The sequence below is a fragment of the Sorangium sp. So ce590 genome (genome assembly GCF_051521365.1).
Classification (GTDB): Bacteria; Myxococcota_A; Polyangia; order Polyangiales; family Polyangiaceae; genus Sorangium.
Genome location: NZ_CP150346.1, coordinates 2,155,259 through 2,168,286 on the forward strand (window position 1 = coordinate 2,155,259; position 13,028 = coordinate 2,168,286).

Sequence of the window (13,028 nt, forward strand, 5' to 3'; positions counted from 1 at the left end):
CATGATGGACGTCCGCGGGCGAACAGTGATCATCGTCGGGCTCGGTCGGAGCGGTGTCGCGGCTGCGCGCCTCTTGCTGGAGCGCGGCGCGCGCGTGATCGCGAACGACGGCGCGCCGCGCGAGCGGCTCTCCGCCGCGGCAGCGTCCCTCGAGGCGGAGGGCGCTGTCCTCGCGCCGGGCGGGCACGACCCGGCGCTGTTCGACGTCGCCGACCTCGTGGTCGTCTCGCCGGGCGTGCCGTCCTTCCCCGCGCTCGACGCCGTCGCGCGCTCCGGGCGCGAGGTCATCGGCGAGCTCGAGCTCGCGTCGCGCTTCGTGTCGGCGCCGATCGTGCTCGTCGGCGGGACCAACGGCAAGAGCACGACGACGGCGCTCACGGGCGCGATGCTCGAGCGGGCCGGCCTCCGCACCTTCGTCGGCGGCAACTTCGGGATCCCCCTCGCCGAGGTCGTCGGGGAGGCGTGGGATGTGCTCGTCCTCGAGATCTCGAGCTACCAGGCGGAGCGCGTCCCGACGCTGCACGCCCGCGCCCATGCCCTGCTGAACATCACGGACGATCACCTCGATCGCTACCCGAGCTTCGCGGCGTACGCCGACGCGAAGGGCAACCCGTTCGAGCGCATGACGCCGGAGGATGTCGCGGTCGTGCCCTTCGGCGACGCGCTCGCCGCCGGCCAGGCGGCGCGCGGGCGCGCCCGCGTCGTGACGTTCAGCGCGCGCGACGCCCGCGCCGACGTCAGCGCCCCGGGCGGCGCGATCGTCGACCGCGTCACCGGCGCGAGCTACCCGCTGGATCGCGTCCGGCTCACGGGCGCGCACAACCTCGCGAACGCCTGCGCCTCCGTCGCGCTGGCCGCCGCGCTCGGCGCCCCCGCGTCGGCGATCGCCGACGCGCTCGCGCGCTTCGAGGGGCTCCCGCACCGGACCGCGCTCGTCGCGGATGTCGAGGGCGTCCGCTACTACGACGACTCCAAGGGGACCAACGTCGGCGCCTCGGTCGCCGCGCTCACCGGCCTGCGCGAGGCGAGGGCCGTGCTGATCGCGGGCGGGCGCGACAAGCTCGGCGACTACGCGCCGCTCGTGGCCGCGCTGCGCGAGCGGGGGCGCGCCCTCGTCGTCCTCGGCGAGGCGGCGGACCGCATCGCCGCCGCGGCCGACGGCGTTGTGCCGATCGCGCGGGCCGGCTCGATGGATGCAGCGGTCCTCGCCGCGCGGGCGCTCGCCCGGCCGGGCGACGCGGTGCTGCTCAGCCCCGCGTGCTCCAGCTTCGACATGTTCCGCGACTACAAGGATCGCGGCGACGCCTTCGTCCGTGCGGTGGGCGAGCTCCAGCGAGCTGCCGGCGGGGCTGCCGGGGAGGTGCCGTCGTGATGTCGTGGAGCGACAGGTTCGGCGCGCGCGGCGACGCGCCCAAGAACCGGCACATCGGCCCCTCGGAGCAGGACAAGTCGGCGCCGGGCGCGGTCGTGGCGGCCGCCGAGGCGTTCTGGAAGGGGCGATCGAGCCCCTCGGGGCCCGTCGACGCCCTCCTCGCGGCGGTCGTCACGGCGCTCATCGGCTTCGGCGTGGTGATGGTCTACAGCGCGAGCGCGGTCGAGGCGACGGTGCGCTACAAGGACGCGCAGTTCTTCCTCAAGCGCCAGGCCGCCTACGCGGTCCTCTCGATCGCCACGATGTGGATCACGAGCCGCATCGATCATCGCCGGCTCAAGGTCCTCACGTACCCGGTGCTCATCGCCGTGACCGGGATGCTCATCGCCTGCGTGGTGGGGCTCGGCCACAAGGCGGGCAACGCCTACCGGTGGATCGCGCTCGGCCCGGTCCACGTGCAGCCGGCCGAGGTGGCGAAGCTGGGGATCGTCCTCTGGCTCGCCTACTCGCTCTCCAAGAAGGCCGACCGCATCAGGTCGTTCTCCGTCGGCTTCCTCCCGCACCTCCTCGTGGTCGGGATCCTGATGCTCCTCTGCCTCAAGCAGCCCGACTTCGGCAGCGCGGTCGTGCTGCTCTTCCTGACCTTCACGCTGCTGTTCGTGGCGGGCGCGCGCGTCCCGTACATCGCCGCGTTCTCCATGCTGCTGGCGTTCGGCGGCGCCGCGCTCGTGCGCTTCAGCGGCTACCGCTACGCGCGCTACCTCGCGTGGATCGACATGGACAACAACCGCGCCGACCTGGCGTACCAGCCGTTCCAGTCGGTCATGAGCTTCGGCTCCGGCGGGGTCTTCGGCCTCGGCCTCGGGCGGGGGCTGCAGGTGCTGTACCTGCCGGAGGCGCACACCGATTTCGTGTCGGCGATCGTCGGCGAGGAGCTCGGCTTCGTCGGCATCGTCGGCCTCTGCACGGCGTACCTCGTCATCGTCTCGCGGGGCGTGAAGATCGCCCTCGAGGCCGACGACGATTACGGCAGCTTCATGGCGTTCGGCATCGCGACGCTCTTCGGCGTGCAGGCGATGACGAACCTCGCCGTCGCGATGGCGATCCTCCCCACGAAGGGGCTCACGCTGCCGTTCGTCAGCTACGGTGGCTCGTCGCTGCTCGTGAACGCCGCGGCCGCGGGCATCCTGCTCAGCATCAGCCGGTCGCGGACCCCAGTGGCCTCCCAGCAGCGCAGCGCGGCGGGCGCTTCGCCCGTCCCGAACGCGCCGAGCGCGTCGGCCGTGGTCGTCGCGTCGGCCGAGGAGGGCGGCGCATGGTGACCGTCCTGATCGCCGGAGGCGGCACCGGCGGCCACGTCTTCCCGATGGTCGCCGTGGGCGACGCCGTCCGCGCCGCGGCGCGCGACGAGGAAGCGCGCGTCGTCTACGTCGGCACCGCGCGCGGCATCGAGGCGCGCGTCATGCGCGAGCGCGGCGACACCCTCGAGCTGCTCCACGTCCTGCCGCTCCGCGGGGGTGGCCTCTCCGGCTTCGTGCGCGGCGCCGTCCGCGCGGGCCGCGTGCTCCCGGAGGCGAGGCGGCTCGTCGAGCGGCTCGACGCCCGCGTGGTGCTCTCGCTCGGCGGGTACGCGGGCGGTCCGGTCTCCCTCGCGGCGGGCTCGCTCGGCGTGCCGGTCGCGATCCTGGAGCCGAACAGCGTCCTCGGGCTCTCGAACCGGCTCCTTTCGCCCATCGTCGATCGCGCGTACATCGCCTTCCCGGAGACGGCGCGCGCGCTGCGTCCGAGCACGGTGCGTCTCTTCGGCGTCCCGCTCCGTCGCGCCTTCGCCCGCGCGCCGTACGCGCCGCGCGAGGGCAAGCTCCGCCTGCTCGTGCTCGGCGGCAGTCAGGGCGCGCTCGCCCTGAACGACATCGTCCCGCGCGCGATCGCGCAGGGCCGCGAGCGCGGCGTCGACCTCGACGTGGTGCACCAGACGGGCAGGGACCGAGAGGCCGCCGTCCGGTCGCTCTACGCCGAGCTCGGCCTCTCCGGGCGCGCGCGCGTCGTCCCGTTCATCGACGACGTGGCGGAGGCGCTCGCCGCGGCCGACGTCGTGATCGCCCGCGCGGGCGCCTCGACGCTCGCCGAGCTCTGCGCCGTCGGGCGCCCGTCGATCCTGATCCCCTACCCGTTCGCGGCCGACGATCACCAGCTGAAGAACGCGCAGTCCCTCGAGCGGGCCTCCGCCGCGGTGGCCATCGCCCAGGCCGACGCCACCGAGGCGCGCCTCGCCGGCGAGATCGCCCGCCTCGCGGCGGCCCCGGCGCTCCGCGCCCGCATGGCGGACGCCGCGGCGGCCTTCGCCACGCCGGACGCCGCGGCGCGCGTCGCCGCCGATCTGCTCGAGCTCGCGCGAGCTCCGCGCCACCGCGCGCTGCGCTTCCCCGTCCTCGGCGGTCGCGCGGAGCGCGCAGGGGAGGCGCCGCGCCGCGCCGCGATGAACGAGGCCGCGCCGCGCGGTGCTGCCCTCGGTCGGGAGGAGGCAGGCTGATGTTCCGCGGTCGCGTTCGCCACGTTCACTTCGTCGGCATCGGGGGCGTCGGGATGAGCGGCCTCGCCGAGATCCTGCGCTCGCTCGAGTTCGAGGTCTCCGGCTCGGACCTCAAGGAGAGCTCGACGACGCGGCGGCTCACGTCGCTCGGCGTCCGGATCGACATCGGCCACCGCGCCGAGAACGTCTGCGGCGTCGACGTCGTCGTCTACTCGAGCGCCGTCCGGCCCGATAACCCCGAGCTCACCGAGGCACGCGCGCTCGGGATCCCGGCGATCGGGCGGGCGGAGATGCTCGCCGAGCTGATGCGCGTGAAGTACGGCGTCGCGATCGCGGGCTCGCACGGCAAGACCACCACGACCTCCCTCGTCGCCACCGTCCTGCGCGCCGCCGGCCTCGATCCCACCGTCGTCGTCGGCGGCAAGATGGCGGCGCTCGGCACGAACGCGCGGCTCGGCGCCGGCGACCTGCTCGTCGCCGAGGCCGACGAGAGCGACGGCTCGTTCCTGCGGCTCACCCCGACGATCGCGGTCGTCACCAACATCGACGCCGAGCACCTTGATCACTACGGCACGCACGAGCGCATCAAGGACGCCTTCGTCGAGTTCGCCGCGCGCGTGCCGTTCTACGGGCTCGCCGTGCTCTGCCTCGACCACCCGCACGTCCAGGATCTGCTCCCGCGCATCCCGCGCCGCCACGTGACGTACGGCGTCTCGCCGCAGTCGGACTACTCCGCGCGCGGCATCCAGTTCCGCGGCCTCGAGACGAGCTTCAACGCGTACCGCCGGGGGGAGCCGCTCGGCGGCTTCACGGTGAAGATGCCGGGCGCGCACAACGTCCTGAACTGCCTCGCCACGATCGCCGTCGCGGACGAGCTCGAGGTGCCGCTCGACGTCACCAAGCAGTCGCTCGCCACGTTCGGCGGCGTCGCGCGCCGCTTCTCCGTCGTCGGATCCATCGGCGGCGTCACGCTGGTCGACGACTATGGCCACCACCCGGCCGAGATCCGCGCCACCGTCGACGCGGCCCGGCGCGCGTTCCCGGGCGAGGAGCACCGCGTCGTCGTGGCCTTCCAGCCGCACCGGCACACCCGCACGCGCGATCTCTACGACGAGTTCACGCGCGCCTTCAACCAGGCCGACGTGCTGCTCGTGACGGACATCTACCCCGCCGGCGAGGCGCCGATCCCCGGCGTCACCGCCGAGCGCCTCGTCCAGTCGATCCGGGAGCACGGCCACCACGACGCGCGCTTCGTCGCGGACAAGGCCGACCTCCCGGAGGCCCTCGAGCAGATCGTCCGGCCGGGCGACGTGGTCATCGCGCTCGGCGCGGGCGACGTGAACGCCTGCGTGCGGGAGCTGAAGGCGCGGCTCGAGGCGAAGACCCCGCCGCGGGAGGGCAGCTCATGACCGAGCGCCCGAGCGCCCCGCCGCCGAACCGTCGTCGCGCGTCGACGCCGGTGCCCGCGGCGCCGCCTGGTCGGGCGGCGTCCGCGCGCGGCTCGAAGCCGGAGCCCGTGGCCCCGGCGCGCGCGCCGAAGAACGCGCGCGTGCGCGCGGCGTCCCCGTCATCGCACGAGTCGCCCGCCCCGCCCGCGACCAGCGTCTCCGTGCGCCCGCCGCGCGCGCCGGTGAAGGGCGGCTCGCCCGGAGAGGCTCGCCCTGCGCGGCCGATGTCGCGCCACTTCCGCGCGCTCCAGCTCCTCGCGGGCGCCGCCGTCGTGCTCATCGCCTCGACCGCGGTCGCGTGGGGCGCGCGGCGCTACATCGTGTCGAGCCCGCGCTTCGCCGTGCGCACGGTGCTCATCGACGGCGTCCAGCGCCGCACCGCCGAGCAGGTAGCGAGCTCCGGCGGCATCGAGGTCGGCAAGAACATCTTCACGCTCGATCTCGAGCTCGCCAGCGCCTCGATCTCCACCGATCCCTGGATCGAGAAGGCGACGGTCACCCGCAAGCTCCCCTCGACGATCCACGTCAACGTCGTCGAGCGGGAGGCGCAAGCCCTGGTCGCGATCGGCGGCGATCTCTACCTCGCGACGCGCGATGGCGAGCTCTTCAAGGAGCTCGCCGAGGACGATCCGGTCGATCTCCCGATCGTCACGGGGATCACCGGCGAGCAGGTGGCGCGGGATCGCGCAGGCGTCGTCATCGCGGTGCGGCGCCTGCTCGACGTGGTCGAGGACATGGAGCGCGCCGGCCTCGCCCGCCGCTATCCGATCCAGGAGCTCCACGTCGAGCGGGACGGGTCGGTCGTCATCACCATCGGCAAGGAGGGGATCGCGCTCCACGTCGGCCAGCCGCCCTACCGCGACAAGGTCGGCCAGGCGGCGCGGGTGCTCACCGAGCTCGCCCAGCGGAAGGCGAGCGCGTCGGTGATCTTCCTGGACAACGACGCGCACCCCGAGCGCGTCGTGGTGAGGATGAAATGACCGCCGCCGCGCCCGCTCTCTGCGTCGGTGATCGCCGAGCAAAACTTGGCCGGTGCTGCTGGCTCATGGCAGCGTCGTGCCCGCCTGACACGCGCATGGGGCTCGTCCCCGCATGAGGTGGTGCACGCAATGAAGAGCCGGATGGAGACTACTGAGATCGTCGTCGGCCTGGACATCGGGACGACCAAGGTCTCGGCGGTCGTGGGCGAGATCGACGCGGATGGGATCACCATCCTCGGGGTGGGCAACGTCCCGTGCCGCGGCCTGCGAAAGGGCGTCGTGAGCAACATCGACTGGACGGTCCGGGCGATCGCCGAGGCGATCGAGGCCGCGCAGACGATGGCGGGGGTCGAGATCCGCACCGTCTATGCCGGCGTCGCGGGCAGCCACATCCGCTGCCAGCAGTCCGACGGCGTCGCCGCGGTCTCCGGCGGCGAGGTCACCCGGCTCGACGTCGAGCGGGTCCTCGAGGGCGCGCGGGCCATCCCGGTCGACGCCGATCGCCAGATCATGCACGTCTTGCCGCGCGAGTTCATGGTCGACAACCAGGACGGCATCCGCGATCCGGTCGGCATGAGCGGCGTCCGGCTCGGGGTCAAGGTGAACCTCATCACCGCCGCGACCTCGTGCGTGCAGAACGTCGTCCGCTGCGCGGAGCGCTGCGGCCTCACCGTGGCCGACGTCGTGCTGGAGCCGCTGGCCAGCGCCGAGGCGGTGCTCTCGGAGGACGAGAAGGAGATCGGCGTCGTCATCATCGACATCGGCGGCGGCACGACCGACCTGCTCCTCTACGTGGACGGCGGCATCGCGCACGCCAGCGTGATCCCGGCGGGCGGCAACAACGTGACCGCGGACATCGCCGCCGGGCTCCGCACGCCGATGGGCGAGGCCGAGCGCCTGAAGCGCAACGTCGGCTGCGCCCTCGGCCGCATGGTCGGCGACGAGGAGGAGATCGAGGTCCCCGGCGTCGGCGGGCACCTGCCGCGCAAGGCGTCGCGCCGCGTCCTGTCGGACATCATCGAGCCGCGCGTCGAGGAGATCTTCGCCGTCGTCCGCAAGCGGATCGAGGACACCGGGATGCTGGAGCAGCTCTCGGCCGGCGCGGTGCTCACCGGCGGCGGCGTCCTGATGGAAGGGATGACGGAGTTCGCCGAGGAGATCCTCGGGATGCCGGTGCGCCTCGGCGTGCCGGTCGGCGTGCGGGGCATCACGCAGCTCGTGGCCGGCCCGCAGTACGCGACCGGCGTGGGCCTCGTCCAGTACGGCGCCAACGCGCTCGCGCAGGCGCGCGCGCTCACGCCGGTGACGCTCGAGGCCGCTCACGCCGGCCGCGCGGAGAGCCGCCGCGAGAAGCTCCGAGAGCGCGAGTCGCGCCGTGAAATCGTCGAAGAAATGTCGATTGAAAAGAGGTCGAGCGGAAGGTTCTGGAACTGGCTCCGAGCAGCATTCTAGGCATGACGTAGCAAGAGAAAGTTGTTAGAGAAGTGGGTTTGAGAGGGTCGGAGAACGCACCGGCGTTCCCTCTTGAGCGCAGAGTCAAGAGGGTTTGAAAAAACGGCGTTCGAAGGGGAAGAGGCGCCCCTCGGAACGCCGTCCGGAGCGAGGACGTCCTCGCGCATTGAGGGTTCCGTGCCGCTCGACCACCGCGAGGGTCGGCGCCGGGCCGAGCGGCTAGCTGTACATCCCCGGGAGGAGTTCATGAGTTTCTCCATCGAGTTTGCCGACGAGCACACCGGGTACGACGCCCGGATCAAGGTCATCGGTTGTGGCGGTTCTGGCGGCAATGCAGTCAACACGATGATCAACTTCGGCCTCGAGGGCGTGGAGTTCATCGTCGTCAACACGGACGCTCAGGCGCTCGGCGCGAGCCTGGCTCCGACCAAGCTCCACATCGGGGCGAGCGTCACGCGGGGTCTCGGCGCGGGCGCCGATCCCGAGAAGGGGCGCAAGGCGGCGCTCGAGGACGTGACCCGCGTGAAGGAGTGCATCCAGGGCGCGGACATGGTGTTCGTCACCGCGGGGATGGGCGGCGGCACGGGCACGGGCGCCGCGCCGGTCATCGCGCAGCTCGCGCGCGAGGAGGGCTGCCTCACCGTCGGCGTCGTGACGAAGCCGTTCTTCTTCGAGGGCAAGCAGCGCTCGCGCCGCGCCGAGCTCGGCCTCGCGATGCTCGCGGAGCACGTCGACACGCTGATCACGATCCCGAACCAGAAGCTCCTCTCGCTGGGCGACGAGGACCTCTCGTTCGTCGAGGCGTTCCGCAAGGCGGATGAGGTCCTCTACCAGGCGATCAAGGGCATCAGCGATCTCATCACGCAGAACGGGATCGTGAACGTCGACTTCGCGGACGTGAAGACGGTCATGTCCAACATGGGCCGCGCGCTCATGGGCACCGGCTGCGCGAAGGGTCAGGGCCGCGCTCGGCTCGCCGCCGAGATGGCGGTCAGCTCGCCGCTGCTCGACGACATCTCGGTCGAGGGCGCGACGGGCGTGCTCATCAACATCGTCGGCGGCCCCGACATGCGGATGCGCGAGATCGAGGAGGCCGCGACGCTCGTGCAGGAGCAGGCGCACGAGGACGCGAACATCATCTTCGGCGCGACGATCGACGAGAACATGGGCGAGATGATCAAGGTCACGGTCATCGCGACCGGCTTCGATCACCTCGTCGCCGAGGTCCCCCAGCAGTACGCGAGCGCCGCGCAGCCCCGCGCCACCGCGCACTCCATCGGCGCGTCGCTCGCCGCGGCGGCCGGGCCGATGTCGGCCCGCTCCGCCCCGAGCGCTCCTCCCATGACGCAGCGCCAGCCGCACCGTCATGAAGAGGTCGCGTACCCGACCACCCGCCGGCCCGCGCCGCAGGTGCAGTCGGCCGGCGGCGGCCCGCGCGACCGCGCGAGCTTCGTCCCGCCGCTCGACTCCGACTGGGACACGCCCGCGTTCCAGCGCCGCGGCCAGTAGCAGCGCCGCGGTCTGCACGGAAGACCTCGCGACGCACAGCCCACCGTGGGCGTTCACGCTGTATTACGCGTTGACAGGCGCGGGCGAGGACTTATGGTCTGCCGGCGCCTATGCCCCCTGTCGGGCAGGATCGACGCGGCGGTCCACGATTCATGAGTGAAAAGCGCGACTTCTACGAAGTTCTTGGCCTCGCTCGAGACGCGACGCCTGACGACATTCGCAAGGCCTATCGTCAGGCTGCGTTGAAGTATCACCCGGACCGAAACCCCGGCGATGCATCGGCGGAGTCTCGCTTCAAAGAGGCCACCGAGGCGTACCAGGTCCTCTCCGACGAGGAGAAGCGCGGGCGGTACGACCAGTTCGGGCACGCCGGCCTCGAGGGGATGGGCGGCGGGGCCGACAGCGACATCTTCTCCCACTTCCAGGACATCTTCTCGGAGTTCTTCGGCGGCTTCGGCGGCGGGCAGCGCCGGCGGCGCGGGCCGGCGCGCGGCCAGGACATCCGGGTTCAGCAGCGGCTCTCGCTGCGCGACGCCCTGCTCGGCTGCAAGCGGGAGGTCGTCCTCCGCACGCCGGTGGCGTGCGAGGAGTGCTCCGGCTCGGGCGCGAAGCCGGGGACCAAGCGCAAGCCGTGCGGTACATGCGGCGGCGCCGGTCAGGTCTCGACCTCGCGCGGCTTCGTGATGTTCACCCAGACCTGCCCCGAGTGCTCGGGCGAGGGGTCGGTCATCAAGACGCCGTGCGCCATCTGCAAGGGGTTCGGCGCCGTCGAGAAGACGCGGAAGGTCGTGGTGAACTTCCCGGCCGGCATCGACGGCGGCCAGCGGCTGCGGGTACCCGGTCAGGGCATGCCGGGCGCCCAGGGCGCGCCGCCCGGCGATCTGTACGTCGACGTCGATCTCGCCGCGGACGAGCGCTTCGAGCGCGACGGCCTCGACCTCATCACGCGGGTGCCCATCCCCTTCGTCGACGCGGCGCTCGGCAGCACGGTCAAGATCGACCTGCCGGACGACACGACGGTCGACGTCGAGATCCCGGCGGGCGTCCAGCCCGGCGAGGTGATCTCGGTCAAGGGCAAGGGAGCGCCCCGGATCGACGGCCGCGGCCGCGGCACGCTCCAGGTGCTCATCCAGGTCGAGGTGCCGCGGAACCTCTCGCCCGCGGCGCAGGAGCTGCTCCGCAGGTTCCAGGACGAGGTAGCGAAGAACCAGCCGGCGGCGAAGGCGGCGACCGCGTAGCGCAGGTCGCGCGAGACCCGGGCCGCGCCAGGCGGACCGCCGGGGGCGGGGGAAAGCGCCGGGGGAGGCGCGATCCGGGCCGCGCGCATCTTGCCGCAATGCGGCGGCCCGGAGCCCTGCAGGGGCTCGGGCGCGCGGCGCGAGAGCGCACCGGGCTCAGCGCGTCGTGCCGATCCAGGCGCCCGCGCATGCGAGGCTGAAGGCGATGGGGGCGACCGCGGTCGCGAACACGACGGCGACGGGCGCTGCGAGGCCGAGCAGCACCAGGGTGCCCAGGATGGCGAGCGCCGCCGAGGCGGCCGGCTCGAGGAGGCTGCTCGTCGACGAGGCCCGGGCGACGAGGTAGCCGGCGAAGGGGAAGGCCGCGATCGCCCCCGCGACGAGCAGCAGGAGCGGCGCTGCCGCGGCGGTCGTCGCGTCGCCCCGATCCACCGCCGCGAAATCGACGCCGAAGCGGTGGCCGAGCGCGATCGCGAGGGCGAGCGTGGTCGCCATCACCCCGACCGTGACGAGCGCGCCGAAGGCGATCCAGGTGAGCGTCACCGGTCGCTCCGTGCGCCTCAGCGCCTCGCGCATCGTTCCGAGCGACGGCGGCGCGATGTGCGGAAGGAAGCGGCGCTCCCTGCGCTGCGAGCCGTGGGGCGACGCGCTCCGGCGGAGCAGGTCGCGCGCGGCGAGGAAGGTCACGGAGCCGATGCCAAGGAGCATCGGCGCCGCGAGGACGAGCGCGACCGGGCGGCACGCGAAGACGATGTAGTCGTAGGCGCCGTTGAGCAGCATCGCGCCGAGCCACGCGGCGTTGAAGCGACGCCCGCCCAGCGGCCGCTTGCGCTCGCGACCCAGCGCGTAGCCCCAGAGCGAGGCGAAGGAGAGGTGCGCCGGCACGGCGAGCAGGGCCCGCACGATGTCGATCGACGACAGGGGCCGGCCCCACAGGTACACGGCGTTGTGGGCCGACACGAACCCGAGCGCCGCGGCAGCCGCGTAGACGAGCCCATCGATGGGCTCGTCCACGGTGCGCAGCCGGGCGATCGGCGCGACCGCCGCCACCTTCAGCCCCTGCTCCAGCGGCGCCGCGACCACGAAGAGGTACACGAGCGTCACGGCATCGAGCGTGCTGGCGTTCTTGTCGAGGCCTTGCCAGCGCTGGAGGAAGCTCTCGATCAGCAGCGCCGGCACGAACGCGAGCGCGCCGAGCAGCGCGGTCCCCACCACGAACCGGCGCCTGCCATAGAGGCGCTGTGACCCGAGGAGGAGCGCGGCGAGCCCCCCGACCGGCGCGGCGACGGTGGCGAGCCAGAGGAGCACGGAGGCGGCGTTCATGGCGCGGAGGGCAAGGCGGCGGAGCCGGCTTCGCGGCGGCTAGAAGTGGAGCCCGGCGACGGCGGTCAGGGCGAGCGCCGAGCCCACGCTGGAGCCCTCGGCCGCCAGCAGATCGGCCTTGGCCTGCTGCGGTGTGGTGGCGGCTTCGCCCTTGATCCGGTCGATCTCCGCCGACGAGAGGCCCGGCCTGGTCAGCGCCAGGAGCTCCCAGCTCGCGTTCGCGCCGATCGAGAAGACCGGCGACAGGTAGAGGTCGAGCCCACCGGAGATCCTCCCGTAGAAGCCGCGGATCGCGATGGCGTCGGCCGCGCCGCTCACCGCGCTCTTGAAGCTGCCCAGGCCGGCGTAGCCGAAGCCCAGATCGACGTGCGGGTCGAGCCGGCCGAGCGGGAGGTGCATGCCGATCTCGCCGCCGGCGCTGAAGAGCTGCCAGTCGCTGAAGAACCCGACCCGCCCGCGCGCGCCCAGCGTGAAGTACAGGAGCCGGACGCCGACACCGGCGCCGAGGACGCCGCCGTTCGCCGAGCTCGAGATGAACCCGGCCGTGAGCTCGTCCTCGTCGATGTTGAACGTCTGGAGACCGACGTTCTCGTAGCCTCCCTCGACGTTCAACCAGACGAGCTCGAGACCTCGTCCTGAGTCCTGTCTCTTTGCCTCGTCGAGGCGCCGCTCCGTGCCGCCGTCGGGCGACACGGGCTCCGGCCCGGGCATCGTCATCGGAGGGGGCGGCGAAAGGCCTCCGGCTTGCATCGACGGATCGTACGGGTTCGGCTGCGAGGGGGCGGCAGCGGCGGGCGAGGCGGCGCTGGCACCGCCCGGCGACGTCCCCGCCGCCGGCTGGCTCTGCTGCGCCGCGGCGGTGGACGCCGCGGCGGCTGCCGTGAGAACCGTGAGCAGGCAAAGCGCGCGGCGAGCAATCATTCGTCCTCTTCCTGGATATTGCCGTCGAGCCCGCCTATCCGCCCCATCGACTCCAGCGCCTCGGCATCTTCTGTCGAGGAAACGGGTGGGCCCGGCACCCGGTAGCCGCCGTCGAGCCAGCGGCCGAGGTCCACCAGCTTGCACTGGGGCGAGCAGAACGGAAAGGCCGGGTTCTCGGGCCTGGGCCCCGCCGACTTGCGGCAAATCGGGCACATCGCGCCTGCCGAAGCTCCCATGCGGCGTACCGTAGCA

At 72.7% G+C, this 13,028-nt stretch carries 11 protein-coding genes; 8 read left to right on the forward strand and 3 right to left on the reverse strand.

Going from position 1 to position 13,028, the window contains the following annotated elements:
* The first annotated feature begins 1 nt into the window (after position 1).
* From murD to dnaJ, 8 genes are all read left to right on the forward strand, one after another.
* The gene (murD, locus tag WMF28_RS08065) at positions 2 to 1,372 is read left to right on the forward strand and encodes a UDP-N-acetylmuramoyl-L-alanine--D-glutamate ligase (protein WP_437601524.1); all 1,371 of its coding nucleotides are present in this window, start codon (positions 2 to 4) and stop codon (positions 1,370 to 1,372) included.
* Entirely contained in the window at positions 1,372 to 2,694 is a 1,323-nt protein-coding gene (gene ftsW / locus WMF28_RS08070) for a putative lipid II flippase FtsW (protein WP_437604227.1), read from the forward strand. The genes murD and ftsW overlap by 1 nt, the downstream gene beginning before the upstream one ends.
* Positions 2,688 to 3,905: an undecaprenyldiphospho-muramoylpentapeptide beta-N-acetylglucosaminyltransferase gene (gene murG / locus WMF28_RS08075; protein WP_437601525.1), complete on the forward strand. Its 1,218-nt coding sequence runs from the start codon at positions 2,688 to 2,690 to the stop codon at positions 3,903 to 3,905. Before ftsW ends, murG begins: the two co-directional genes overlap by 7 nt.
* Positions 3,905 to 5,314, forward strand: coding sequence for a UDP-N-acetylmuramate--L-alanine ligase (gene murC, locus WMF28_RS08080; RefSeq protein WP_437601526.1), 1,410 nt, complete (start codon positions 3,905 to 3,907; stop codon positions 5,312 to 5,314). The genes murG and murC overlap by 1 nt, the downstream gene beginning before the upstream one ends.
* Positions 5,311 to 6,333 (forward strand): FtsQ-type POTRA domain-containing protein, encoded by a 1,023-nt coding sequence (locus tag WMF28_RS08085; protein ID WP_437601527.1) that lies wholly within the window; start codon positions 5,311 to 5,313, stop codon positions 6,331 to 6,333. The genes murC and WMF28_RS08085 overlap by 4 nt, the downstream gene beginning before the upstream one ends.
* A gap of 129 nt (positions 6,334 to 6,462) precedes the next feature.
* Positions 6,463 to 7,785, forward strand: coding sequence for a cell division protein FtsA (gene ftsA, locus WMF28_RS08090; protein WP_437601528.1), 1,323 nt, complete (start codon positions 6,463 to 6,465; stop codon positions 7,783 to 7,785).
* Positions 7,786 to 8,031: 246 nt separating this feature from the next.
* Positions 8,032 to 9,294 carry a cell division protein FtsZ gene (ftsZ, locus tag WMF28_RS08095; RefSeq protein ID WP_437601529.1) on the forward strand — a complete coding sequence of 421 codons (1,263 nt, stop codon included), beginning with the start codon at positions 8,032 to 8,034 and terminating at the stop codon, positions 9,292 to 9,294.
* A 152-nt stretch (positions 9,295 to 9,446) separates the two neighbouring features.
* A complete protein-coding gene (dnaJ, locus tag WMF28_RS08100; RefSeq protein WP_437601530.1) occupies positions 9,447 to 10,532 on the forward strand; it encodes a molecular chaperone DnaJ in 1,086 nt (361 codons plus the stop codon).
* Between the two features lie 156 nt (positions 10,533 to 10,688).
* On the opposite strand, the gene WMF28_RS08105 is transcribed toward dnaJ, so the two are convergent.
* Genes WMF28_RS08105 through WMF28_RS08115 form a run of 3 tightly spaced genes read right to left on the reverse strand, consistent with a single transcriptional unit; the run spans position 10,689 to position 13,012 of the window.
* Positions 10,689 to 11,855, reverse strand: a complete 1,167-nt coding sequence (locus WMF28_RS08105; protein ID WP_437601531.1) for a PrsW family intramembrane metalloprotease — start codon at positions 11,853 to 11,855, stop codon at positions 10,689 to 10,691.
* Between the two features lie 39 nt (positions 11,856 to 11,894).
* Positions 11,895 to 12,776, reverse strand: coding sequence for a hypothetical protein (locus WMF28_RS08110; RefSeq protein WP_437601532.1), 882 nt, complete (start codon positions 12,774 to 12,776; stop codon positions 11,895 to 11,897).
* A complete protein-coding gene (locus WMF28_RS08115; protein ID WP_437601533.1) occupies positions 12,773 to 13,012 on the reverse strand; it encodes a DNA gyrase inhibitor YacG in 240 nt (79 codons plus the stop codon). Before WMF28_RS08115 ends, WMF28_RS08110 begins: the two co-directional genes overlap by 4 nt.
* Positions 13,013 to 13,028: the final 16 nt, after the last annotated feature.